Genomic DNA, 26,183 nt, shown 5'->3' on the forward strand with positions numbered 1-26,183 from the left:
AGATTTAATAGTTCTATTTTTTACTGCGCGTAATAGAAGATTACTTGCCATCCTTTTTTCCTAAGCAAAAAAAGGATGCAAAAATGCTTTGGTGGCTCGTCCTTCGTGCGACCCGTTACAGGCTCAGGGACTAAACCAAATAAACTCGCCTACGGCTCAGACAGTATTTGGTTTCACGTCCCTTTCTCCTGACGGGTGCCCCGCACTTCGGACTAATGCCACCGGGCGGACGCCTGACAAGGCAGAATATTTCTTGGCCGCATCGCGACTCGGGCATACGTTCCGCAGGCGGGGCACCCAATCCGGCAGTGGAGGCGTAGAACAAAAAGCTGTTCGAGCTTACACATAAGATCCATATTAAGCAATGCTGATGAGCGAGTTCTTTTGTTCAGCCGCAACGCTGGTTTTGGGTCGCCGGGGAATGCAGCCTTGATTTTTTGTAACTTTTGTATCAAGACAAAAGTTGAGAAAACAAGCCGACAGGCGCGTTAGTGAAATTGAACGATTATTTATTACAATCATAATTTCAACTACTGATTGGCATAACTTATAAATCAATTAATTCTTCTGAAATACAACCTGCTCCGAATAGCTTTATAGAGGAAAAAACGTCAATAAAAAGAATAGTCGATTATATCTTTCCTGTCCTTATCAAACGAGTATAGTATAGGAGGATTATATGAACTGGTACTCTTTATCTCATCCAGTTGCACAATAGCTCCGGTAGACATTACTTTACGCTGAAAATTACGCCTGTCCATTGTTTTGCCCAGAATAATCTCGTATATCTTCCTGAGTTCACTCATGGTAAACTTTTCGGGAAGCAGTTCGTAACCAATAGGAATAACAGGGAGCAACGAAATAATGGTCTCTTTTGCTGTTTTAATTATATTATCATGATCGGAATATAAAGCAGGCAGGTTCTCAACATCGAACCATTTTGCCGTATCTTCTTTTACCGATACCAGTTCTACATCGTCAAATTTCACAAAAGCATAATAACCTAAACTTATAAATCTTTGCAAAAACCATTTATTAGTATTAGTAACATCACGGCCTTTATCTGCATTTTTCTCAATATACTCTATATTCTGATCCATTTTTGTTCTTTTAGGATCGCTAAATAAATGAAATTGTCTGAGATAAACATTCGTGAGGCCTGTACGGCTGGCTAATATTCTGGCTGCTGCCTCATCTGCACTCTCGTCTTTAAACATAAAACCTCCCGGTAATTGCCAATATTTACTGATATCGAATTTATTTAAAAGAATACGGAGTTTCTTTTTATGGAAGCTCAGGATGACGCAATCAATAGAAAATCCGGGATGAATGTTATCTACCGTATATGGATAAAACAAGTTCTTTTTCTCAATCATAAACCAATGGTACTTACTATATATTCACTTAGAATCTCATCAATCATTACAAAGATAATGAAACAAATAAAAGATTAAAAATCTGCGTCACTAAAACACATAAATTATGTTTAAAAACATATCTGCGTATTTTATACGCAGATATTTAGTGGAATTTAAAAACATTAAGTTAAGTTTGCGTTATATTAACGCAGTTTTTAAATAAACCAACCATGAAAAAATTATTTTTATCCCTTGGAATTATATTCCTGTCAGTGAATGGTTATTCTCAAGAGTCTAAAAACTTTGAGATCGTTGAGAATAATAATGGACCAACGCTGGGTTATTCATCAGAATCCGGAGTTAAAATACTAAGTGTGAACGGATTCAAATTCAAAGATCTGAACAGAAACGGCAAACTCGACAAATACGAAGACTGGCGTCTGCCTGTAGATGAACGGGCTAAAGATCTGGCAAAGAGAATGAGCGTAGAACAAATCGCCGGATTGATGCTTTATAGTGGTCATCAGGCCGTGCCTGCCAATGAATTTGGTTTTGCTGCAGACACATATAATGGTAAACCATTTTCTCAAAGCAGTGCAAATCCCTGGGATTTATCAGATGCACAGAAGAAATTTCTGAAAGACGATAATCTTCGCCATGTACTATTGGTCGGAGTACAAAGTCCTGAAGTTGCAGCAAAATGGAGTAACAAAATGCAGGCCTATGTAGAAGGAATAGGTTTAGGTATCCCTGCAAATAATAGCTCTGACCCCCGCCATTCAGGACAGGTTACAGGTTCTACCGTAGCCGAATTTAATGCAGGAGCAGGTGGCGAAATATCTGTATGGCCTGATGGATTGGGTATGGCAGCTACATTCGAACCCGAACTGGTGAAAAGATTCGGACAGATAGCCGCACAGGAATATCGTGCATTAGGTATCGGTACAGCATTGTCCCCACAAATTGACCTTGCAACCGAACCTCGCTGGTACCGTGCAAGCATGACTTTCGGTGAAAGTCCTAAACTGGCTACAGATATGACCCGTGCCTATATTGATGGTTTCCAGACCTCATTTGGGAAAGATGAAATAACCGATGGATGGGGATATAAGAGCGTGAACGCCATGGTGAAACACTGGCCAAGCGGAGGCCCTGAAGAAGGCGGGCGTGATGGTCACTGGGCTTTTGGCAAATTTGCCGTTTATCCGGGCAATAATTTCGAAACTCACCTGAAACCTTTTACCGAAGGCGCGTTCAAGCTGGATGGAAAAACAAGTATGGCTTCAGCTGTAATGCCATACTATACGATCTCCTATAATCAGGCTAAAGATGGAACCAATCTGGCAAACGGATTCAGCAAATATATAGTAACAGACCTCCTACGCGAAAAATATGGCTATGATGGTGTAGTTTGTACCGATTGGTTAATAACCGGTGATGAAGGAAAAAGTCCGGGAGATTTCATGGGAAAACCATGGGGTGTAGAGGATAAAACCGTTGCAGAAAGACATTATATCGCCCTGATGGCAGGTATGGATCAGTTTGGAGGAAACAATGAAATGGGGCCTGTAATCGAAGCTTATAATATGGGAGTAGAAGAACATGGTAAGAAATTTATGAGAAACCGCTTCGAACAATCGGCGGTTCGCCTGTTGAGAAATATATTCCGTCTGGGACTTTTCGAAAACCCGTACCTCGATCCGCAGGAAAGCGCAAAAATTGTTGGAAACCCTGAATTTATGCAGGAAGGTTACGATGCACAGCTCAAATCGATAGTAATGCTGAAAAACAAAGGAAATGTATTGCCTATAAAAGAAAGAAAGTCTGTATACATCCCTGAAGTTTATTCTCCAGCAGTAAAAGACTGGTGGGGCAACTGGTCGAAACAAAGTCTTCAGATGCCTATAAGTCTCGATCTTCTGAAAAAATATTACGACATAACAGATGATCCTGCAAAAGCCGATTTTGCTATTGTATTCATTTCCGGCCCGTACAGCAATAATGATGGTGGAGGTTATGACAAAAAAGACCGCAAAGCCGGAGGGAACGGATATGTACCTATCACTCTCCAATACGGGACATACACAGCCAACGACGCGCGCGAACATAGTATTGCTGCCGGAGATCCAGTAGTAGACCCTACTATAACAGACCGCTCATATAAAGGAAAAACAGTCACGGCATCCAATACTATGGATTTAAGAACTGTATTGAATACCAGAGAGATGATGGGGGATAAACCTGTTATAGTAGTAACAAATCTGTCCCGTGCTATGGTGTTCAATGAATTCGAAGATAAGGTAGATGCTATTCTGGCCCGTTTTTCAGTAAAAGAACAAGCCATACTGGATATCATTTCGGGTAAATATGAACCATCAGGACTTCTTCCTATGCAGATGCCCGCCAACATGTCGACTGTAGAAAAACAATACGAAGACGTACCGTTCGATATGGAGTGCCACAAAGATACCGAAGGCAATGTGTATGACTTTGCATATGGACTGAACTGGAAAGGTGTCATCAAAGATGCACGTACTATTAAATACGGAGTAAGATAATATAATAACCTAAAAACAATACTACTAATGAAAAAGATATTCAGAAATATAAGTTTATTCATGGCATTTACTGCATTAAGTGCAACAGCAAATGCCCAGGATAAAGCGGCCAGCGATTCCATAAAAGCTGCGAAAACCGAAGGTAGTGACCGTAATGTAATGCTTAACGCAGCATCTGCCAACGCCGGGCCCCGCAACGTAAATATCGGGCTTCCTGCCAGTGTAGGGGGAACTACAGTATTGGAAAACGATCTGCCAGTAGTATATTTCTTCTGGCCCGAAATGCCATATAAATCGTGGAGAATGGATGCCATGACAAATGGAGTGAAATTACTCGATTTGGGAGAAACCGCTATCAATATAGGAGATGTAGGGTTTTCGGTCGGCACATATAATAATATGGGTACAGATATATTCAGTGGAAATATAGGGTTAAACTCCAACCACTTCGGATTACTTAATGGAACTGCAAATTTCAGTGGCCCTATTACAAAAAAAGGATTGAAATTTTCGGCCGGGGCGTTTGTGAACTATGACCCGGGTACGTATAAAGTGAAAAATAACGATATCGACAGATATTTCAATGACCAGACTCAGTTATATAAAGTAGCTTTGACGCAAGATTACAAATTTGAAGGAGGAACGGGATCTATTTCAGCCTTCTACAAATATGCAAACTCAAAATCGATGAGTATGCAGCAATATGCACCATATAAATACCATCTGGACGGTTCGGTAACAGAACTGGATGATTTCAAGATTGGTAACGACAATTATATTGCCAGCCAGAAATTCAAGGTGAAGGACGCACGTACAGGCGAGATAGTCGAACGGGATGCCCTGAACGATTACGGTTCGGAAAGCAACACATTGGATTTGATCTGGAAAAACAAGCTAAACAACGGACTCAATATCAATTTCATAGGACGTTATCACTCCGCAAAGTCTGGAATGTACCTACCTATTATGACAGGTATCAGTGAAGATGGCACTACACAGGGAGTAATGGCTCTGGCTTCCAGAAAAACACCGATCAAGTCACTGACAACATTATTCGAAGTCGGGAAGAAATCAGGAAATCATGATTGGAAAATAGGACTAAACCAATGGAATTATGGAATAGATAAGTTTGTTACAGAAGGAGCTATATACAGTCAGACCGTTGAAGCAAATCCGAAAGTGATAAGTGGAAGTGAAGCATACGGCCAGGTGAACGAGTATCATAACGGTACAGAAAATAAAACGGCTCTATTACTGACTGACAAATGGAATATTGCAAATATATTAACACTGAACCTCGGCGCACGTTTTGAATATCAGAGTCTGAGAGGTGACTATATCAACAATAGCGATTGGGAAACTAACCGCAAGGCTGGCAACACTTACCTGTCAACAAAAAAAACAGGCATAGATAAAGATTGGTTTAATAAAGCATTCATGTTAAGCGCTGTTTATAAAATGACTAAAAGCTTCGGTCTGTTGGGCGAAGCGACCTATAACGAACAGGCGGGACATTTGGAAAACTATTCGGCAGGCAATGAGCCTAATCTCAAAAAATCAAAAATTCCGGGAGCAGGATTCGGAGTATTTTTCAATCACTCTTTATTCAGTCTGGTATCGAAAGCCACATATATCAAGCGTGACGAATATCGTTCTACAGTGAACTTCACAAACCCGAACGATGTGAATCATGTCGAACGGCCGACAGTATCATACGATATCGAGACTTTAGGATGGACTACAGATATTATGGCAACTCCGTTCAAGAACTTCAGCTTGCACCTCTTATTTACGATACAGGCACCTAAATATAAAAATTATGAAGGAACTGTTATTTTCAAGAATGATTCCGATCCAAGTAAGGAGGCATCTATCGCTTACAATTTCAACGATAATACAGTAACCGGAGTTTCCAAGGTATTAATAGAAATAGACCCCAGTTATCAGTGGAAAAACCTGCGTATATGGGGAAGTGCCCGTTACTTCAGCAAAGAGTATGCGAATCTTACTAATTCACTGTCTTTCAAAGGACGCTGGGAAACCTTTGCCGGAGCTAATTATAATATAAATAAAAATCTGGAACTAAGTGTCAGTGCTGTAAACCTGTTGAACCAACGAGGTGCTCAGGGCACAATTTCGGGAGCAGATCTGTACACAGAAGAAGAAGCCCAGAAAATGGAAGGAAGAATACTTTCGGGAACATATATCCGTCCGTTCACTATGGAATTTGGTGTTAAATACCGGTTTTAAGTAGTATTGGTTTTTAAGTAATTAAACACAGATCGAGCCATTAAGAAAAATCTTAATGGCTCAATTATTTTTATATAAAAGAATACATTGTAATCCCCGTCTCAAAAAAAACAGGAATAAAATTACCTGACGAAAAAGTTTTGAAGTCATTTATTATAACTATTTCAAAGAAAACAAGTATATTCAGCCGGCAAAATTTGGAGCTTAAATAATAAGCTTCAATAGGATAATCCATCCCCTTCAAAATGATATAAAAAGCAGTTATGATGAAAAAATCAGTATTTACTCTCGTGTTTGTTTTCTTTAGTATTTACATTGCCAATGCCCAGGACCTTGTTGTAGGAACATACAATGTACGCAATGATAATCAGGGCGATGCAGAGAAAGGCAATGGATGGGAACAGCGTTGTCCCGTTATCTCGCAATTAATTCTATTCAATGATTTCGACCTTGTAGGAACACAGGAAGTAAAACATAACCAACTGGAAGACCTTCTCCGGGAATTGCCACAATACTCTCATGTAGGTGTAGGGCGCGACGATGGCGAGACTAAAGGTGAATATGCCCCGATATTTTATAAAAAAGACCGGTTTGAACTACTGAAGTCAGGTAATTTCTGGCTCGCAGAAGAAACCGGTTATCCGAATAAAGGATGGGATGCCGCTTTACCCCGTATATGCAGTTGGGGTTATTTTAAAGATAGAAAAAAGAAAAAGAAGATATGGTTCTTTAACCTGCATATGGATCATGTGGGAGTAGAGGCCCGCAGGCAAAGCGCCCGTCTTGTGCTCGACAAAACAAAGGAAATGTGTGGTAAAGATGCAGTAATTCTTACCGGAGACTTTAATGTAGATCAAACGCACAAAAGTTATGAACTTCTCGCCACTTCGGGCATCCTTGCTGACAGTTATGAAAAAGCCAGGACACGTTATGCCCTTAACGGGACATTCAATGCCTTTAAAAGCAATCTGATGACAAACAGTCGCATCGACCATGTTTTTGTATCTGACAAATTCAGTGTAGACCGATATGGAGTACTTACAGATAGCTATCGTACGCCTAAAAAAGACAGCAAAGAAATACATGTAGGGGATTTTCCGAAAGAGGTCTTCTCTGTAGATTCTGAAAACCGCTTACCGTCTGACCATTTCCCTGTAAAAGTGATATTATCCTATAATAAATAATGTGAATATTGAAAAGGGGGTTCAGTGAGTGATCTTATACAGGAGTTCTTTTAGGAGTTCACCGTCCGGAGTTGAGATATTCCCTACCCCTTTACCTCTGGCATCATAAGCGCGAAGAAGAGAAATAATCTCCATGCACTTAAAGGCATTGTAGTTTTTCAGGGCTGTTACATAATCTTTAGCCTGATAGGGATTCCTGAATCCGAGTTCGGCGGCAATACCCTGCTCGGTCTTATTCTTTGCCCAGTAGCAGATCATCAGGTTACTGAAAAAGTTGAAAAGGACAACCAAAGTAACAATCATCGGGTTATTCTTTGGATTCTTTTCGAAATAGTCCGCTATCTGGTTAATCTTAAATACATTCTTTTCGACAACAGCTTTAAGCAACTCGAAATTATTAAAATCTTTACTAATCCCGATATTCTCCTCTATCAGCTCTGCTGTTATTTGCTTCTGCCCTTGCGGAACGGCTAACAGAAGTTTGGCTATTTCGTTTGTAAGCTTACTCAGGTCATTGCCCAGATAATCGGCAAGCATCTGCGCTGATTTCTGGTCAATACCGAGTCCTTTTGTCTGGACATAAGAAGAAATAAACGCCGGGATTTTATAGTCTGGAATCTTTTTCGATTCAAAGATTACTCCGTTCTTTTCTATTGCAGCCGATAATTTCTTTCTTTTATCTAAAGTCCCGTTTTTATAATTGAGGACGAGTATTGTTGTATGAAGCGGATTTTTAGCATAAACCTCCAATTCGTCTATTTTACTGAGGTTTTGGGCTTCCTTTACGATAATCAGCTGATATTCGGACATCATTGGAAAACTACGCGACAAGGTAACAACCGAGGCTACATCAGTCTCCATTCCATATAATATAGTCTGGTTGAAGTCCCGTTCTTCTTCGGGCAGTACTGTATTTGCCAACAGGTTGGTCAGTTCATCGATGTAGTAAGGTTCATCTCCCATAAACAAATATATGGGACTGAATTTACGTGCTCTTATATCAGCTATTATCTGTTCGAAAGTCATATTTTACTCAAAACGTAGATGTTTTACCGTCGAACCATTATTGATAAGCGTTGTCAGGGCTTTTATACCGATCATAACATGCTCTTCAACAAAATTCTTTGTCACCAGATTATCGCTTTTTTCTGTTTTCACTCCTTCGGATATCATTGGCTGATCAGATACCAGCAACAAGGCTCCGGTAGGAATGTGGTTAGCAAAACCGCAAGTGAACAGAGTAGCTGTCTCCATGTCTACTGCCATTGCCCGTATCTTACGCAGGTAGCTCTTAAACTCGTCGTCATGTTCCCACACTCGACGGTTAGTAGTATAAACCGTTCCTGTCCAGTAGTCCCTGTTAAAGTCCCTGATATTAGAAGAAACAGATCTCAACAGGCTGAAGGCTGGAAGCGATGGAACCTCAGGCGGATAATAATCATTCGATGTACCTTCGCCTCTGATTGCAGCAATAGGCAATATATAGTCACCGACATTGTTTTGTTTCTTTATTCCACCACATTTACCGAGAAAGAGCACCGCTTCGGGTTCAATAGCACTCAGCAAATCCATAATGGTGGCAGCATTGGCGCTACCCATCCCGAAATTAATAATTGTAATGCCATTTGCCGAAGCATTTGCCATATTACCGTCAAGCCCGATAATAGGAACCTTGAAATGATTGGCAAATACTTCCACGTATTTACTAAAGTTTGTCAACAATATATGTTTGGTAAATTGCTCCAAAGGCCTTTTGGTATAGCGCGGCAGCCAATTTTCTACGATTTCTTGTTTTGTTTTCATATTAACTTTACTTTTGTTTCTGTATTAAACAAATTTTCCCTCTTATAGTTGTTCGTGATTAACAAAGGTAACAAATGTTGGACTTAAATTTACCCCCATTCGGCATAAATGTAAAAAAAATGAACGGCAAGCTTACGGTTTTCGATCCTCTGCGCCGGAAATTCGTAGCACTTACACCGGAAGAATGGGTGCGCCAGCATTTTGTGAATTACCTACTTACAGAAAAACATTATCCGCAATCGTTAATAGCGAACGAGATTCAGATAAACCTGAATAATCTGAAAAGACGCTGCGATTCGGTTGTGTATGACCGTAGCTTGACGCCAATGGTTATCGTTGAGTATAAAGCCCCTGACGTCACTATCACTCAGGATGTTTTCGACCAGATAGTCAGGTATAATATTGTATTAAAGGTGAAATACCTGATTGTATCGAACGGGTTGAACCATTATTGTTGCAGGATGAACTACGAGAATCAATCGTTCGAATACCTGCCGGATATCCCCGATTATACAGATCTATAAAAAAAGCTTCCGTTGCCGGAAGCTTTTATATTATATCAAAATATTTTTTCTATTAATTAGCCGGAGGTGTAACCGGTTGTTCGCCTGCCGGAGCCGGAGTACCAGGAGTACTACTTGGCATCGGTAAAGCCGGAGTAGACATATCGGGAGCACCCGGAGTTATAGGAGCTGGAGCACCTACGGTAGGAGCTGGAGCACCGGTTGTTGATGATTTAGGTGCGATCATTACACACACTATACTCATTACCATTATAAAGCCTGCAAGTCCCCAAGTTGTTTTTTCAAGAAAATCTGTAGTTTTACGAACACCCATAACAGTGTTTGCCGAAGAGAATCCAGAAGAAAGTCCTCCTCCTTTCGATTTCTGAACAAGGACTATCAGTATTAAAGCTATAGCTGCAATTACAATTAATACGGTAATAAGTGCGATCATTTTATATTTTTATATTTCGAATTTATAATCAATTTTTCGAGAAAACTCAATTGGTCTGCAAAGTAAATATTTTTTTTCGGATAATTCAAACTTAAATGTTTAATTATTTTATATGCCTTCTCATACTTCTTCTGCCTTATATATATTTTAGCCAGGGTTTCGGTAAAAAATACATCTTCATTCAGTTCATCTCCATTTTCATTCGTTTCCTGCTCAACCGGAGGAATATTCACAGTATTTGTGTCAAATTGTATACGTATCTCACCTTCGGTTTCGGTCTTGTTTATAAAGCTGTCTATAATATCCTGATGTTTTAATGATGATTGAACCGGATCTTTTCCGGAAACCTCATTACCTGTCTCTTCTTGCGGTGAAGACTGTAAATAAGAGAAATAATCGGTAGTTGCCAGACTGGAATGGATAATACTATATTCAAGACCTGTTTCGGCATATGCTTCGCCTTTCGACTGGAAGAAAGCATCCAGTAAAACACTGGTCTTGTCTTCGGGCAATTCTTTTTTACCTGTATTCTCAAAGAACAGGTCATATTCTTCACTGAATATATAATAGAACAAAGCCCTGCGATCGTTTATAAAAATACTCTGTGCCCTTAATTCTTCTTCAAAGCTGTCATTTTCTGAAATATAGATAGCTTTAAGATAGGCAAAGATAGCAGTCTGAAAATAAGGATACTTGTCGATAAGCCCTTTCAGCTCCTCGATTTCAGAAGATTCCGGGATAGATTGTTTGCCGGCAAACTGATATATTCTCTGGATATCCATAAAACAGAACTACTCTCTACCAGTTAGACATGGTTGCCAGGAATATCTGATCCACAATATCTTTTGTCAGTTCATCTATCAATCCGTCCTGCACATCGGTAAGCATCAGGCTACTATCGAAGTCACGAAAAGCGGTTATTGTTTCTTCCTTGTCCTCCGCCGCATTTTTATTATTTCTATAACGGTATTTGATACCTAAAGTAAGGCGGGTCTGAGCAGAAAACATATCCTCCTGTACCGAAAGCGGGGTAAGGTCGTAACGGACAATCTCACCTTCGAGTTCCAATGCCGGATTAATTGTTGTAAACTTCAGCTTTGTACTTCTGGTAAATACATCTTTGAGGCGTTCGTTAAAGGTCTGAGCTAATGGCAGGTAAACCATAGGCGCCTGATTCTGAAAGTCGCGGATATCGATGGTCGGCGTTTCCTCGTAATTGATAGAAGCACCGTTGAATTTATATGATACTGTACATGCTGTAAGTATAAAAGAGAAAAGGAGAAACAATATTATTTTCCTCATAGGTTTTCCAGATTATATTCTTTTATTTTTCGGTAAAGGGTTCGTTCTGATATTTTTAGATCCTGCGCCGCATTCTTGCGTTTCCCGTTATGGCGATCAAGAGCCTTTATTATCATATCTTTTTCAACATCCTGTAAGGATAAAGATTCTTCTTCATATTCGGGAGTCTCTATAATATCGGCATCCGATATCGCATGTACATCTTCTTTTATTGGTATCGGCGCTGTTTTCTCAACAGGATTAACGACCATCGGCGTCAACGTCTTGTCAACACTTGCCATCACAGGAGAAGATACGATATCGGCCGGCTTCAGGTTTCCCGAAACCAGATCGTGAACAACTTTTTTCAGTTCGTTCATATCTTTTTTCATATCGAAAAGAACCTGATAGAGAATTTCACGTTCATTATTGAACATTTTCTGGTCGTTTGCTGCTCCTGTGCTTACAGGAACGAGGCCGACTTCATTGGCAGGAAGATAAAGCTTCAGAATATCAGATGTTATTTCCCGTGTTTGTTCAATAATAGAGATCTGCTCAGTAATATTTTTCAGCTGACGTATATTTCCCGGCCAGTAATAGTCCTTTAGCATCTGACGGGCATTATCCGTCAAAGAGATAGACGGCATGCTGTACTTTTCGGCACAATCGCTTGCGAATTTCCTGAAAAGTAATGGGATGTCTTCCTTTCTGTCCCGAAGGGCAGGTATACGGATAGGCACAGTATTGAGGCGATAGTACAAATCTTCACGAAATCGTCCGTTACGTGTAGCCGTTATCATGTCCAGATTGGTTGCAGCAACTACCCGTACATCTGTTTTCTCTACTTTAGATGACCCTACTTTTATAAATTCACCCGTTTCGAGTACACGTAGAAGCCGTGCCTGAGTAGACAAAGGTAGCTCTCCTACTTCATCGAGAAACAGTGTGCCTCCGTTAGCCACTTCAAAGTACCCTTTACGTTCGCCTGTCGCTCCCGTAAAAGAGCCTTTTTCGTGTCCGAAAAGCTCGGAATCGATTGTTCCTTCGGGTATCGACCCGCAGTTTACGGCTATATAAGTGCCATGTTTACGGTGGCTGAACTGATGTATGATTTGCGGAAAGTTCTCTTTACCCACACCGCTTTCTCCTGTCACCAGCACCGACATATCGGTGGGTGCAACCTGAAGCGCTACATCGATCGCTCTATTTAGGTCGGGACTGTTACCTATAATCCCAAAACGTTGTTTTACTTGTTGGATATCCGGTTTTGCCATATTGTTAGTTACATGTTATTTATATAGAAATAAACATGATGAATTAGCGTAATGTTTAACGAAACCTGACAAAATTACATATTTATTCCTAATCCTGTCAGCCTTTTTAGTGAAGATTATTTAAGATGCAGATAATACGAACCGAAAATAATTTGAAATCACCCGTCACAATATAATATAAATAGGTTATATTCGTATTGTAATATCATTGAAGCACAAATAACTATGAAAAAAGTATTTCTGTTTATTCTGACAGTTCCATTCTTTTTAACTTCATTGGCTCAACAATCCAATATATATGAAATAGAAAAACTGGAGAAACCCGATAAGCTATTAAACACTGTTTCTCCTGACATTCTGTTTAAAAAAGTAGAATGTAAAATACTAAAGCTATCTGTTGAAAATGACTTAGTACCTAATATCTCGCATGCTGTGATAGGGGGATTCCTGGAGGCCTACAAAGAGCACCGGCCCGTGACTATCAGCCCCGACATAATGTGGCTGCTTATATGTCAGGGGTTCGGCCAACATGTAAATAATAATGCAGAGGAATTAAGAAGTAAATTTGTCGATTTTCAGGGGCAAAAATTATTGGAAGTTATTCGCGAAGTTTCATCGGAGTCATCACTGGAAGAATTCCCGTGGGAAAGTATATTTCCCGAATTTACAGAAAAAATAGGGGCATATACGGGAAAGGAACTGACAGAAACCCTTTCTGCTGATTTTACTACTACCACGAATGCTTCTCTGATCGCTTCGCAGATTACAATAATGGAGTCTGTAAAGAAATATTTCAAATACAAAGTCACCATGATCGGATGTGGCATCCCGTCAGTCACCATCGAAGGAACGACAGAGGACTGGGAGAAGATATTAACAAAACTCGATTTCCTGGCCCAATATGATCTCGAATGGTGGACATCGGCATTGAAACCAATAATAGAGGAAATAATAGATACCAAGTCAGGTAAGTTTAATAAAGAGTTTTGGATGGACATGATTCGTTATCATCGTGAAGGGTTATATGGTTCGAAGCAGGATATCGATGGATGGCTGGTAAAATTCTATCCTTACGGGAGCGATAAAAAACGCAGAAATCTGAAAAAAGTAAAAAGCCTGAACGATCTGCCATCCGAAATAGTAAAAGTTCCATTCGTTTTCTCTGTTAATTCAGACGCAAACACAACAGTAGCCTCATATAATATGGAATTCTGGGCAGGTTTCTTCGGACTAACGCAAGATTCGGAAACATATAACCTGAAACCTGTGATAGGCTGGGCAATAAACAGGCTGGATGAGGAGGACAAAGTAATAAGTATAGAAGTAGATATCAATCGTTGAGTTCTATCACATCCAGATTAGATATATTCCCTTTATCCAGATCGAAACGGATTAGTGTACGAACCTTATGAAACCCGTACTTACCTGCTGCTCCGGGATTAATGTGCAGGCAATTAAGTTTCTTATCGAACATTACTTTTAATATATGAGAATGGCCGGTAATGAAAAGCCTGGGAGGGTTTGCATATAACATATTCCTCACACGGGGATCATATTTTCCGGGATAACCTCCGATATGTGTCATTAAAACATCGACATCTTCCACCGTGAAACGCAAAAATTCGGGATAGGCCATCCTGATTTTCTGATCGTCGATATTTCCATATACTGCCCTGAAGGGTTTCAATGCTTCGAACCGGAGAGCCAGTTCCAGCGAACCGATATCCCCCGCATGCCAGATCTCATCACAGTCAGCAAAATATTTTTCGTATTTGTCATCCCACCAGTTATGGGTATCCGATAATAAACCTATCTTTTTCATCAGAGATTAATGCATATACAAAAACAAACAGAAAGAACAAATGTACCCATCGAAGTATATTTCAGATACGGGTCTAAAAGCCTGTTTTCTTCGATTCTAAATATATTGGCCAATAATTTTATAAATATTAGAAAGCATACTAAATACAGGTATTGATACCATTGGCTTGTATACAATGCAGAATAAACAATAAAACATGTCAAAGCTCCAAATGTGAGGAAGGCATGGTATCGCTTTGCATTCTTTATACCAATACGCACAGGGATTGTAATTTTTCCCGATTTGCGATCATTATCTATATCCCGCATATTATTCAGATTGAGAACGGCTACAGTTAAAAATCCCAATCCAATGGCAGGAAGCCAGGGCTGAAAATCTACAACATGAGTATGCAGGAAATACGTTCCTACAACTGAAACAAGCCCAAAGAAAGTAAACGAGAAGATATCTCCCAAACCTTTATAACCATATGGATTTTTTCCGGCAGTATATTTTATGGCAGCAATAATACAAGCCGCTCCAAGCGTCAGAAAAGTGAGTATATATCCGATTTGCATAAACTGTAAAGCAATATACACAAGCAAAAGCCCGACAATAGCAGCGAACACCATCGCAATGACTATTCCTTTTTTCATCTGCCGGGGAGTAATGGCTCCACTCTGAACTGTCCGTTTAGGCCCTACCCGCTCACCGGTTATATCCGTACCGTGCTGAAAATCACCCAGATCATTAGCCATATTGGAGAGTAATTGTAATATAGTCGCTATAAGTATTGTCAGAATGAAAATCGTTGTACTGAATTTATCTGTGCTGTATGCAATGCCGCTACCACAAAGAGCTGTAGCTACAGCCAAAAAAAGTGTACGTGGGCGCAATGCCGATATCCATGATTTTACAGATGCCATTTTCTAAATGATTTGAGAATGCAAAGATACAAGATTTGAAGTGAAAGAAAATAAAAAAGTTTATCTATAAGATAAACAATGAGAAAATGTGAGGATATGCCAATGTGCCAATGAAAAAGAGAAATAATATTTATATAGCTTCTGGTTTCGTAAGGGTAAACCTATGTATCTGCCCGTCTGAACAGAATGCGGGCGGGCATAGGGCTCCGTCCATACAACGGGAATAACCGTAAAAAAAATACTGCAAAAGTGTAACTTTTGTAACTTTTTGCCTCGCCTAGGTTTCGGCGATCGTTAATTGTAAGTTTTTTGAAACCCAGAGTAAAAAGAGCAACCAAAGTTCCTTATTGATTACCATCATTGGCACATTGGCATATTTACTAATTAGCACATTGAACGGAGCAGAGCGAAGTGTCAGGTTTGTCAGATTTTTATTAATGAATGACTACATTATGCTGATGGACGATGTTTGTAAAAAACAGGATAGTATAAAAAAGAAAAGGTTGTCATCCCGACAACCAATCTTCATTGTTAACCTTAAATCTAATACCATGAAAAACACAGTACAAAGATAGTATATTTTTATGTTATAAAACATGTTTCGTCGTTTTTACGCATTTAATTAACATGATTTAACTTCACGTTCTTTAAATTTACACTAAATATTTTTGGTTACTTATGGCAATAAACGAGATAGAACAAGAGAACCGGTATTTAAGTCTGCTTATACTTTTTGGGTTTATTATACTCAAGATGATTATACAGTACCAGGTGATTGCTCCCGGATATGAATTACACAGGGACGAGTTTCTGCATCTCGACCAGGCACACCATCTTGCCTGGGGATTTCTGTCTATCCCTCCTGTTACTTCCTGGACATCGTTACTGATTTATTGGCTGGGAAACAGTGTATTCTGGGTTAAGTTTTTCCCGGCCTTGTATGGTGCCCTGACAATAGTGCTGGTATGGAAAATATCAGAAGTGCTGAAAGGAAAGCTTTTTGCCTGCATATTGGGCGCTACGGCATGCCTCTTATCCTCTTATCTGCGTATAAATACTTTGTATCAGCCTAATTCATTGGATATCCTTTGCTGGACATTCTTATTTTACTGCCTCATACAATATATATCTTCGGAGAGGAATAAATGGATATATTGGTTTGCAGTAGGATTTGCAATTGGCTTTCTCAACAAGTATAATATTGCATTCCTTGTTATTGCTTTAATACCTGCACTGCTATTGACAAAATACCGTAATATATTCACGAAAAAAGCAACATTTTCAGCCGCTCTTCTTGCTCTCATAATCATTCTACCAAATCTGATATGGCAAATCAATAATGGTTTACCGGTAATTAAACACATGCAGGAACTAACTGATTTACAATTGGTAAATATAGAGCGTTCGGCATTTTTAAAGGAACAACTCCTGTTTTTTGCTCCATCCTTTTTTATACTTATCATTGCATTTGTGGGACTTATCTCTTACAAGCCTTTCAAAGATTACAGATTTGTTCTTTACACTTATATATTTACTATCTTCTTTTTTCTCATCTTCCACGGAAAACCATATTATGCATTAGGGCTTTATCCGGTACTTATTTCATTCGGAGCTGTTTATACCGCCTATCTTACAGAGCTGAAACGTACCCGGTTATTGCGGCCTGTTATATTCCTGGTAATTCTCGGAATAAGTATCTTTTATATACCTGCAATCTGCCCTGTATATTCGCCTGAGAGGATACAGAACGACCCGGAAATATTGGAAATGTACCGAAAAACCGGACAATTACACTGGGAAGACGGAAAGGAACATCATATTCCACAAGATTATGCCGATATGGTAGGATGGAAAGAATTAACGGATATTACACTTTCAGCCTGGAATAGTTTCAATGAAAAGCAACGGGAAAAAACGCTGATATTATGCAACGAATACGGACATGCCGGTGCTATAAATTATTACAGCAACCGACTACTAGATGCCGCATCTATAAGTGCAGATTACAGAGACTGGTTCCCGGGAAAAGAAAAGATAATAGACAATATTATAATGGTAATAGGAAATATTCCTGACAATGCACATCTATACTTTGATGATATTTACAAATTCGGCGATATCAAAAACCCGTTATCACGGGAGTATGGTACTTCTGTGTTTATATTAAAAAATGCTCATGAACCGATGAACGGACAATCGCTCAAAGAGCTTTTATTAAATTAATGGTGGTGAGTCTTAGTCTCTGATTGTTTTGTTTTTGGTTTAATTAGAGAAGGTAATCTATATAAAAAAGAAAAGGTTGTCATCACGACAACCAATCTTCATTGTTAACCTTAAATCTAATACCATGAAAAACACAGTACAAAGATAGTATATTTTTATGTTATAAAACATATTTCGTCGTTTTTGCTCCATTTTACAACATTATTTAACTTAAATATCACTTTCAGGAAGCTCCTTTTGGGCTTTAATGCCCAGTTCTTTCAGCATTTCGGCCTGACGGATAAGATTTCCATTTCCTTCCTTTAGTTGAGAGAAAGCTTTATCATAAGCTTTTTGAGAACGTTCTATATTCTTACCTACATCTTGCAGGGTTTCTACAAAACCTGCGAACTTATCGTATAATGCAGCCCCCCGCTTAGCGATTTCTATAGCGTTACGGCTCTGATATTCCCTTTTCCACAAATCAGCCACGACCTTCAGCGATGCAATGAGGTTGGTCGGACTGATCAACAGAATCCGTTTTCGGTACGCATAGTCCCATAAGGAAGAATCGAGTTGCATAGCAAGTATATAGGCCGGTTCGGTAGGGATGAACATCATCACAAAATCAAGAGAATCCACATAATCCTGGTAAGATTTCCTGCTAAGTTCGTCAATATGCTGCTTTACAGATGCAATATGTTCTTTTTCCGCTATAAGCTTTATTTCATCTGTTTCAGCTTCTACATATTTTACATAAGCGTTTAATGATACTTTCGAATCGATAATAATCTTGCGCCCACCGGGATATGCGACAACAATATCAGGCTGCATATAATTTTGCTGGTCATTTCTAACCCTGTTACCATTTTCATCGGTTATATATTCCTGAGAAAAATATTCTTCACCTTTTTTCAATCCCGATTTTTCTAATATAGACTCAAGGATCATCTCACCCCAGTTTCCCTGCACCTTATTGTTCCCTTTTAACGCCTTAGTAAGATTATTGGCATCCTCACTGATCTGGTTATTCAGGGCAACAAGGTCTTTGATTCTTTCCTCGAGTGAGAACCGCTGCTTAGACTCCTTGTCGTAGGTTTCCTCCACTTTGGTCTTAAATTCTACCAGTTTCTCATTCAAAGGCTTCAATATAGCTTCTATATTAGCCTTATTCATATCGGTGAAGCGATGCGATTTCTCTTCCAGAATCTGGTTTGCAAGTATTTGAAAATCCTTATTCAACTGACTGCGGGTATTGATAAGTTCCTCTTGCTGATTACGCAATTGCTCTTCCTTCGATTGCAATAACACTTTCAACTCCGACAGTTGGCTAATGTTATCTATCTTATCCTGTTGTAAAACAGATTTTTCTTCCGAAAGCCGGCTAATTCCATCTTTCAATTCCTGTTCGCGCTGCTTATTCCCTCTTTGCATGAAAAGGATGAAAACAACCGCCAGAATAAGAATTACGGCAGCATAAACTAATTCCATATCTGATTTGTTTTTAAGAAGTGGAAAGTTATTTAAAATATCAGGTTTAACAAAATTTGCCTGTAAAAACTTGTGAACATTCTCCTGTGAAGATATATTTGCCATATATTCACAATGAAAATATTATATAGTAAATATATTCCACCTAAAGGTTTCGGAGCGATAAACCTGTTCGGTCTGGTTATTGTACGTAAAGATTATGGCAGGCTTACGGACGCAGAAGAGAACCATGAGCGTATACATACAAGGCAAATGCTGGAAATGCTTATCATTCCTTTCTATATTGCGTATAGCATGGAATGGTTCATCAGACTGATACAATACAGGAACGGGCTGAAAGCCTATTATAACATTTCCTTCGAAAGGGAGGCTTATGACCGGATGTACGACTCCGGCTATCTGAAAAGGCGGAAATTATTCTCCTTTATATATTATTATAAATCAAAGGAGAATCAGTAGTGGAACTGCATTTTATTTCAGAGACTTTATCTATAGGATAAACAATGAGCAAATGTGATAATGAAGAGGTGATCTTTGAGAAATAGTGAAAAATCTATCAGGTTTGCCTCGCCTTCGCTTCGGCGATTGCTAATTGGCTCCGCTTTGCTCTGCCGAACGCTGTTTGTCAGTTTTTTAATAAAAAAGCTAATAGCTAACAGCAAAAGCGTGTCAGGTTTTGGTTGAAAAAGATACAAAAGTGTAACTTTTGTAACTTTTTTGATACACAAAGTAAAAAAGAACTGGAATTTTTTGTTGATTACCATCATTGGCACATTGGCATATTTACTAATCAGCACATTGAACGGAGCGTAGCGAAGTGTCAGGTTTGTCAGGTTTTAACAATCTCAACTATTGATTCGCATGGATTATAAAAAAGGATTAGATTATGAAAAAGTTAATATACTTACTTTGCATCATGTTGATAAGTGTATCATGTGCTCAAAGTCAAACCTCAAATAAAACAAATAAGGAGAATATGGAATATAATAAACTAACACCCGAAGAAGAAAGGGTAATTATACACAAAGCGACAGAAGCTCCATACACTGGAGAATATTTGAATAATAAACACAGTGGGACGTATGTTTGCAGAAGATGTAACGCACCATTATATAAATCGTCGGACAAGTTCGATTCTCATTGCGGATGGCCTTCTTTCGACGACGAAATAAAAGGGGCTGTAAAACGCGTCCCTGATGCTGATGGAATGAGAACAGAAATAATCTGTGCAAACTGCGGAGCACATTTAGGACATGTATTTCTGAACGAAGGATTCACTGCAAAAAATACACGCCATTGCGTTAATTCGATTTCATTAAAATTTATACCCGAAGAAAATAAAATGATAAAGAAAGCTTATTTTGCCTCAGGTTGCTTCTGGGGAACAGAATACTATTTTATGAAAGCCGCCGGAGTAAAACATACGGCAGTAGGTTTTATGGGAGGTCATGTGGATAACCCTAGTTATGAACAGGTCTGCCAGAAGAACACAGGGCATCTGGAAACTACCGAAGTAGAATATGACACTTCAAAAACTACTTATGAAGATCTTGTTAAACTGTTTTTCGAAACACATGATTTCACACAGACAAACGGACAAGGTCCTGACATCGGCCCTCAATATCTGTCATGCATCTTCTATTCGGACGAATCTGAAAAAGAAACGGCAGAAAAATATATCGGAATATTAGAGGCAAAAGGATATAAGGTAGCTACTATGCTGAAACCCTTATCCACATTCTGGAAAGCAGAGGATTATCACCAGCAGTATTACGAACATAAAGGCACAAAGCCCTATTGCCATGTGTATAAAAAGATATTCTAAACACAAAGCATCTGTTTGTATTTTAAAACATTAAGAAAAATGCAAATAAATTATTAATTTTATATTACCATATTTAAGGTATTCGCACTATTTTTGTTGCTTGAAAAATTGAAACCAGTAATATAAAACCTAATAATTATGCTTAAGACAATCTTATCTGTTTCAGGGAAACCGGGACTTTACAAGTTAATTTCCAGCGGAAAGAATATGGTAATTGTGGAGTCGCTCATTGATAAAAGAAAGATGCCTATACATGCACGTGATAAAGTTGTGTCTCTTGGCGACATTTCTATTTATACCGAAACAGACGATGTTCCTTTAAAGAATATTTTTTCATCTATTAAAGAAAAGGAAGCCGGGAATAAAGCTTCGGTAAATACAAGTGCAAAGCCAGAAGAATTGAAAAAATATTTTCTTGAGATACTGCCGGACTTCGATAAAGACCGTGTATACCCTACAGATATCAAAAAAATGATCGGCTGGTATAATATCCTTATCGACGCCGAAATAGATTTTGAAAAGGAAGAGGTTGAGGAAAGTGAAGAAGAAAAAACAGAAGAGGATAAGTAATAAACAAAAATACACAAAAGCCCTCTAAATATAATACTTAGAGGGCTTTTTTCTATCTAACGTTAATATCTATTCTAATCCTATATCTTTTATCTTAGGAAACAACAACTCTGCATACCTCATAAATCCCAGGTCTGTAAAGTGAATACCATCGACCGTGGCCTCTCCGTCATCTCCCAGCATATTCTGGGATGAAAGCAGGTGGATATTCTTCTCTCCACGGGCTTTTAAAGAATCGAAGAATACATGCAATGCTTTATTCTTATCATTCACTTCTTTTTCGATGCGGGTATCGAATAAAGTATGTGTGAATACCGGATCTTCCACAAAGAGTATTGGTGTGCCGGGGTGCCTGTTCCGAATGATTGAATAGAACTTATCAGCTTTCTCTTCTATCTCCTTCACTGATGCATTAGGCACAAAGTCAAGGATAAAAAGCGAAGCATCTACACCTGCAACGACCTCTGCAATCTCATAATCTAGTCTCGCGTTTCCGCTAAAGCCCAGGTTTATAAACTCTCGATTGAGCCAGCGAGACAGAATATTGGTATGCGCCATCCCAGGACGGGTTGCACAACCTCCCTGCAAAATACTGGTTCCATAACAGACCACAGGTTTCTCTCTTATGGGAAGATTGACCTGAGGTTGAGATATAGTAGCCGCAGAATCTATACCTATCTCCAAAGATGTAACACCATCGTATAAAGAAAGGTATAACATATATTCCCGGGCAACAGGCTCCATATTGCTAATAATCGTAGCCTCGTTGTTCTTCCCACTAGGGCGTGCGCTATTCACAAAGCGCCATTTCCCATCAACTAAGGTATAAAGGTCAAGTCCTTTGATTCCTGTCGGGGTCATATGGTTCATTACCCTGTCATAGAGGACATTCCATTTAGTGGCAATAGTACCGGAATTAGAACGGAATCTAACAGCCAGTCCGGCAGAGCATTTTCCTAATTCCCATACCGGCTTACGGGTTATGTTCTCTAATGAATCGGGTAAGCGTTCATAAAGAGTTGCGGTATGATTGGTAGCTTTCCCTAACAAGGGAAAACCAGATGCTTCATAATATACAACTTGCCCCCATATTATAATTGATAGTAAGCTAAAAGATAGTAATAATGCTAATCTTTTCATAATCTTATATTTTAAGAAGATAGAAAGAGATCGTTTATACAGCCGTCTCTTTCTATCTCACACATTTACGAGTTCACTAAAAGGGTTTCTTACTCTTTAAGTTCTTTAATTCTGATATTTCTGAACTTAACAGGGGAACCATGTCCGAGGAAGCCGATATGTCCTTTCTTGTTGAAGAGTCCCGGGTGTTGTTTTCCATCAGCTGTTCCATTTTTGGTCGCCTCGCGGATATTCCCGTCCAAGATCACCGTTCCGTTCAGGGTGACTTTAATATGATCCCCGTCGGCAATGATCTCCTCATAGTTCCATTCCCCTACCGGCTTCAGATAATCGCCCCTTTTTGCTCCGATGATGCCGTATACCGACCCGTGTACCTGCAGTGGGGTAATGTTTTTATATACCGGATTATCATGATCCAGTATCTGTATTTCCATACCGTGGTAAGCCGCATCCACTCCCATAGGTGTGCGGATGCCCACTCCGTTGTTAGCCGCAGGTGTCATCTGGAACTCGAAGCGGTACACGAAGTTAGAGAATTCGTCTTTTGTATACAGGTTGCCTCCGTGCCCGCCTTTCGGGTCTAAGGATATACACCCCCCGTCAATGGCATAATCTACAGTGTTACCTGTCCAGCTGTGCATATTGGTTCCGTCGAACAATATCCTGAATCCTTCTTTTTTTTCATCTGCCGAAAGTTCAAACGGCCTGGGGCTTTGCAGCTCCTTCACATAGATATTTCGGTAATAGACCTTGCTGCCATGTGCTTGCAATTCGATCTGTTCCTTGGCAAAGACAGGCAGTGTCCTGTCCCAATAGTTTTCCAGTATGACATTATCGACAACCAGTACTCCGTTCAGTTTGACGGTTACCCGGTCACCAACCATCTTAATGTAGAAGGTATTCCATTCCCCCAGCTTATTATCCGCCACAGTAAGGGGTTTGCTCGGATTGTTCTTATTGTTGTATAATCCGCCTGATCCTACCTGTGCTCCGACCTTTACACGGGCTGTATCCCATATCTGTACCTGCGGTGTGCCACGCAGATAGATACCGGCATCTGCTTCGGGGCCTGCCGGATCCAGGTTCCAGTCCACATACATTTCAAAGTCACCGTACTGCTTGTCTGTACACAGATTCTCTCCACCTATGCCGTCAAAGAATAAGATACCGTCTTGTGCCGACCAGTGTTCGCCAGCTACTTTATCTGCTGCCTGTTGCTTTTTAGCCAGTTCAGCAGGCTTCATCTTGCCCCTTGCTATCGGGTTCTCCACCAGTCCTTTCCAGCCGGTCAGGTCTTTTCCGTTGAAGATGGATATAAACCCTTCCTCATCCGGCATTTCTGCCAGATGTTTGCGGATAGCTTCTTTCTGGTAGCCTGCATCCGGATTATTAAGTACTTCAATGACTTTGTTCAACAGGTCTTTTACATTCTTTCCGGTAAAGCTTTTGTTATTGAGTGCAATATTCATCACAGCCTGAGCTGCCGACTCCTGTACTGCTTTATTATCGAGATATTCTCCGGCAAGGAGCATACCCAGATAAGAGTTGGTCTGTCCCAGTAACTTCAGTATATTATTTTTCTGTGCGTCTGTCTTTGCTATTTCCAAAGCATTAGTTAAGAAGAGCCGACGATTCTCACCTGTCAGGCCTGCATCTGATGCCAGCTGGATATACCTGTTTAATGCACGGTCGAAGTAGATGGTTGCAGACGGGTCTTTGCATATATCCAGCAATTGGCCGGCTACCTCCCTACCCTTCCAGTCCAGCAAGGCCTGGAAAGCGGCGTCTTTGGCTGCTCCGGTTTGTTGGGCGAACAGGGCGGAGATCATTTCCAGAGCTTTTGGTTGCCCGGTTGATGCTAATACCGGATAATAAAGGTATTGTTTACCGGCCTGAGCTTTGTCTATCTGCCCGGAGACCATGGTTAACTGCGTATTCTTGTCCGTACCTTCCAAAGCTGTTATAACGGCCTGCTGTACAAAAGGGACGGCTTCTGCTCCGGCATTTTCAAGTAAAGTATACAGCACAGGAAGATCCTGTGAAGAGACCACATCTTTCAACGCGGCGTAAGCTGCATTTCTTACTTCCGGAGACCCGGTGTTCACCTGACTGATAACAGCCTGTGCATTGGCTGTGTATTTACGGTTAGCCATAAGCCTTAAACAGGCGGTTTTTCCCGCATCAGGGGTAGCTGGTGCGGACAGGTAAAATTCCAGCGGCTCAGATATATTGCCTTCCACTGTATTCAACAGCTTTTCCCCCAGGGATACGGTGGCCGCATCAACATTATTGAGCAGGCCTGCCAAGGCGAGAACTGCCTCTTTTCCGCCCATCCTGGCCAGCAGATTAGCGACTGATGTCTTCAGTTCTATATCTTCACTATACAGGTCTCCAATGAAAAATTTGTTATCGAGGGCTTTTATTTCAGCTTGCTTACTTATATCATCAGCCTGCTGGCACAGCCAGTTCGATATATCAGTTTTTATTTCCGGAGTTGCTTTTGCGTATATTTTGAGCAGTCCGTTATAGAATGCCTGGTCTGCATATGCGGCAGCAGAGTTTAACGCGGCATACCGGTATTCCCGGCTCTTGTCCTTGAGTGCTTTTTCAGTCAGCTTCAATACATCTGACGGTTTTGCAGCTATCAGTATTCCCTGAGCAGCACCTTTTATGAACGTTTGCCCATTCTTTTCAGCAACTTTCATCATGTCATTGGCTGCTTTCTCTGCATCTTTCACATCTCCTTGTGCCAACACCCGTTTAACCAGAGCAATATAAGCTTCTGTTGCACCTGACTTTTCCGGTGCATAATTAACCCTCTCTGCAGCAGTAGCCAATACTTTCAAAGAAGCTTTACTACCACATTGGCTTATTGCATATAATGCCACATTCCGCAGGTCGGAGTCAGTGGCATTGTCCAGAACACGGATCAGCTCCGGTTCGGCTTCTGCCAGTTGCAATTCTCCGATAGCATTGATAATGTCTTTTTTAGGTTTATCTCCGGTTACTGTTTTCAGGGAACTTAACAGGACAGAGCCTGCATTAGCCGACTGCCTGCCGATGGAAAACAGGGCACGTGCGGCCGGGCCGCTAAGGTTCTCATCATTCAGGTATGAGGATAGTTTCTGAACGGCTTCGTCTTTACCGCATATTTCCAGTTGGCGGATTATAAAAGCTTTGATCTCCCTGTCACTCACCATGTCCAGGGCTTTAATATAAGCATTGGATACAACAGTGCGGTTGGCTTCCTGTCCGTCGGCGGCTACATAATGGGAAAGTCCACTCAGTGCATATTCTACCGGGGCATTACTTCCTTTACCGGGAAGGTTCATCATCTTTACCAGTTGGAGAACACCCTCTTCTCCGGCAGATGCCAGATCCCTGATCTGGGTGTTATATTGTTCTGTCTGCTGGGCCGGCATCTGGGCCAGCACATCGGCGACGATTGTTTTTGGTGTCCTGTTAGCCGGATACTGCGCCAGTAAGGTAACCGCGCAAATAAACAAAAGGCCGGATAATAGATATAGTCTTTTCATAATATAAATTCGTTTCTTGCTTTATCC

Annotated in this window: 22 protein-coding genes; 10 read left to right on the forward strand and 12 right to left on the reverse strand. The window is 40.2% G+C overall.

Annotated elements, in window-relative coordinates; all coding sequences use genetic code 11:
* Positions 1-91 precede the first annotated feature (91 nt).
* Entirely contained in the window at positions 92-349 is a 258-nt protein-coding gene (locus GGR21_RS17740) for a hypothetical protein (RefSeq protein WP_183308587.1), read from the forward strand.
* Positions 350-611: 262 nt separating this feature from the next.
* Here GGR21_RS17740 and GGR21_RS17745 read toward each other — a convergent pair whose 3' ends face one another.
* Complete coding sequence (locus tag GGR21_RS17745; protein ID WP_221233036.1) at positions 612-1,376, reverse strand: NUDIX hydrolase; 765 nt, start codon at positions 1,374-1,376, stop codon at positions 612-614.
* A gap of 212 nt (positions 1,377-1,588) precedes the next feature.
* Here GGR21_RS17745 and GGR21_RS17750 point away from each other — a divergent pair, with 212 nt between their 5' ends.
* The 3 genes from GGR21_RS17750 to GGR21_RS17760 all read left to right on the forward strand — a co-directional run bounded on the left by GGR21_RS17750 (position 1,589) and on the right by GGR21_RS17760 (position 7,350).
* Positions 1,589-3,916 (forward strand): glycoside hydrolase family 3 protein, encoded by a 2,328-nt coding sequence (locus GGR21_RS17750; RefSeq protein ID WP_183308589.1) that lies wholly within the window; start codon positions 1,589-1,591, stop codon positions 3,914-3,916.
* A gap of 27 nt (positions 3,917-3,943) precedes the next feature.
* Positions 3,944-6,166 carry a TonB-dependent receptor gene (locus GGR21_RS17755; RefSeq protein WP_246348109.1) on the forward strand — a complete coding sequence of 741 codons (2,223 nt, stop codon included), beginning with the start codon at positions 3,944-3,946 and terminating at the stop codon, positions 6,164-6,166.
* Positions 6,167-6,432: 266 nt separating this feature from the next.
* Complete coding sequence (locus GGR21_RS17760; protein ID WP_183308662.1) at positions 6,433-7,350, forward strand: endonuclease/exonuclease/phosphatase family protein; 918 nt, start codon at positions 6,433-6,435, stop codon at positions 7,348-7,350.
* Positions 7,351-7,371: 21 nt separating this feature from the next.
* Here GGR21_RS17760 and holA read toward each other — a convergent pair whose 3' ends face one another.
* Both holA and GGR21_RS17770 read right to left on the reverse strand, forming a co-directional pair.
* Entirely contained in the window at positions 7,372-8,376 is a 1,005-nt protein-coding gene (holA, locus tag GGR21_RS17765) for a DNA polymerase III subunit delta (RefSeq protein ID WP_183308591.1), read from the reverse strand.
* Positions 8,377-8,379: 3 nt separating this feature from the next.
* Positions 8,380-9,153, reverse strand: coding sequence for an AMP nucleosidase (locus tag GGR21_RS17770; RefSeq protein WP_183308593.1), 774 nt, complete (start codon positions 9,151-9,153; stop codon positions 8,380-8,382).
* A gap of 74 nt (positions 9,154-9,227) precedes the next feature.
* Here GGR21_RS17770 and GGR21_RS17775 point away from each other — a divergent pair, with 74 nt between their 5' ends.
* Entirely contained in the window at positions 9,228-9,677 is a 450-nt protein-coding gene (locus tag GGR21_RS17775; RefSeq protein ID WP_183308594.1) for a type I restriction enzyme HsdR N-terminal domain-containing protein, read from the forward strand.
* A gap of 52 nt (positions 9,678-9,729) precedes the next feature.
* Here the strand turns inward: GGR21_RS17775 and secG are convergent, their stop codons facing one another.
* From secG to GGR21_RS17795, 4 genes are read right to left on the reverse strand one after another with little or no spacing between them, the layout of a single operon-like run.
* Positions 9,730-10,110: a preprotein translocase subunit SecG gene (gene secG, locus GGR21_RS17780; protein WP_183308596.1), complete on the reverse strand. Its 381-nt coding sequence runs from the start codon at positions 10,108-10,110 to the stop codon at positions 9,730-9,732.
* Positions 10,107-10,892, reverse strand: a complete 786-nt coding sequence (locus GGR21_RS17785; RefSeq protein WP_183308597.1) for a hypothetical protein — start codon at positions 10,890-10,892, stop codon at positions 10,107-10,109. Before GGR21_RS17785 ends, secG begins: the two co-directional genes overlap by 4 nt.
* Before the next feature lie 16 nt (positions 10,893-10,908).
* Complete coding sequence (lptE, locus tag GGR21_RS17790) at positions 10,909-11,412, reverse strand: LPS assembly lipoprotein LptE (protein WP_183308598.1); 504 nt, start codon at positions 11,410-11,412, stop codon at positions 10,909-10,911.
* A complete protein-coding gene (locus tag GGR21_RS17795; RefSeq protein WP_183308600.1) occupies positions 11,409-12,665 on the reverse strand; it encodes a sigma-54 interaction domain-containing protein in 1,257 nt (418 codons plus the stop codon). Before GGR21_RS17795 ends, lptE begins: the two co-directional genes overlap by 4 nt.
* A gap of 225 nt (positions 12,666-12,890) precedes the next feature.
* Here GGR21_RS17795 and GGR21_RS17800 point away from each other — a divergent pair, with 225 nt between their 5' ends.
* Positions 12,891-14,006, forward strand: a complete 1,116-nt coding sequence (locus GGR21_RS17800) for a DUF4419 domain-containing protein (protein ID WP_183308602.1) — start codon at positions 12,891-12,893, stop codon at positions 14,004-14,006.
* On the opposite strand, the gene GGR21_RS17805 is transcribed toward GGR21_RS17800, so the two are convergent.
* Both GGR21_RS17805 and menA read right to left on the reverse strand, forming a co-directional pair.
* Entirely contained in the window at positions 13,996-14,487 is a 492-nt protein-coding gene (locus GGR21_RS17805) for a metallophosphoesterase family protein (RefSeq protein WP_183308604.1), read from the reverse strand. The two genes, GGR21_RS17800 and GGR21_RS17805, sit on opposite strands and share 11 nt — an antisense overlap.
* Complete coding sequence (gene menA / locus GGR21_RS17810; protein ID WP_183308606.1) at positions 14,487-15,392, reverse strand: 1,4-dihydroxy-2-naphthoate octaprenyltransferase; 906 nt, start codon at positions 15,390-15,392, stop codon at positions 14,487-14,489. Before menA ends, GGR21_RS17805 begins: the two co-directional genes overlap by 1 nt.
* Before the next feature lie 678 nt (positions 15,393-16,070).
* Here menA and GGR21_RS17815 point away from each other — a divergent pair.
* Entirely contained in the window at positions 16,071-17,615 is a 1,545-nt protein-coding gene (locus GGR21_RS17815) for a glycosyltransferase family 39 protein (protein WP_183308608.1), read from the forward strand.
* Positions 17,616-17,825: 210 nt separating this feature from the next.
* Here GGR21_RS17815 and GGR21_RS17820 read toward each other — a convergent pair whose 3' ends face one another.
* Entirely contained in the window at positions 17,826-19,085 is a 1,260-nt protein-coding gene (locus tag GGR21_RS17820) for a DNA recombination protein RmuC (protein ID WP_183308610.1), read from the reverse strand.
* A 114-nt stretch (positions 19,086-19,199) separates the two neighbouring features.
* On the opposite strand from GGR21_RS17820, the gene GGR21_RS17825 reads away from it, so the two are divergent.
* The 3 genes from GGR21_RS17825 (at position 19,200) to GGR21_RS17835 (ending at position 21,480) form a co-directional block, all read left to right on the forward strand.
* Positions 19,200-19,544, forward strand: coding sequence for a hypothetical protein (locus GGR21_RS17825; RefSeq protein ID WP_183308612.1), 345 nt, complete (start codon positions 19,200-19,202; stop codon positions 19,542-19,544).
* A 427-nt stretch (positions 19,545-19,971) separates the two neighbouring features.
* Positions 19,972-20,910 (forward strand): bifunctional methionine sulfoxide reductase B/A protein, encoded by a 939-nt coding sequence (locus GGR21_RS17830; RefSeq protein WP_183308614.1) that lies wholly within the window; start codon positions 19,972-19,974, stop codon positions 20,908-20,910.
* 138 nt (positions 20,911-21,048) lie between these two features.
* Positions 21,049-21,480: a DUF5606 family protein gene (locus GGR21_RS17835; protein WP_183308615.1), complete on the forward strand. Its 432-nt coding sequence runs from the start codon at positions 21,049-21,051 to the stop codon at positions 21,478-21,480.
* Positions 21,481-21,549: 69 nt separating this feature from the next.
* Here the strand turns inward: GGR21_RS17835 and GGR21_RS17840 are convergent, their stop codons facing one another.
* Complete coding sequence (locus GGR21_RS17840) at positions 21,550-22,620, reverse strand: SGNH/GDSL hydrolase family protein (RefSeq protein WP_183308617.1); 1,071 nt, start codon at positions 22,618-22,620, stop codon at positions 21,550-21,552.
* Between the two features lie 89 nt (positions 22,621-22,709).
* Positions 22,710-26,156, reverse strand: a complete 3,447-nt coding sequence (locus tag GGR21_RS17845; protein WP_183308618.1) for a DUF1080 domain-containing protein — start codon at positions 26,154-26,156, stop codon at positions 22,710-22,712.
* Between the last annotated feature and the right edge of the window lie 27 nt (positions 26,157-26,183).

Origin of the sequence: Dysgonomonas hofstadii (genome assembly GCF_014196915.1) — a bacterium.
Lineage (GTDB): Bacteria > Bacteroidota > Bacteroidia > Bacteroidales > Dysgonomonadaceae > Dysgonomonas > Dysgonomonas hofstadii.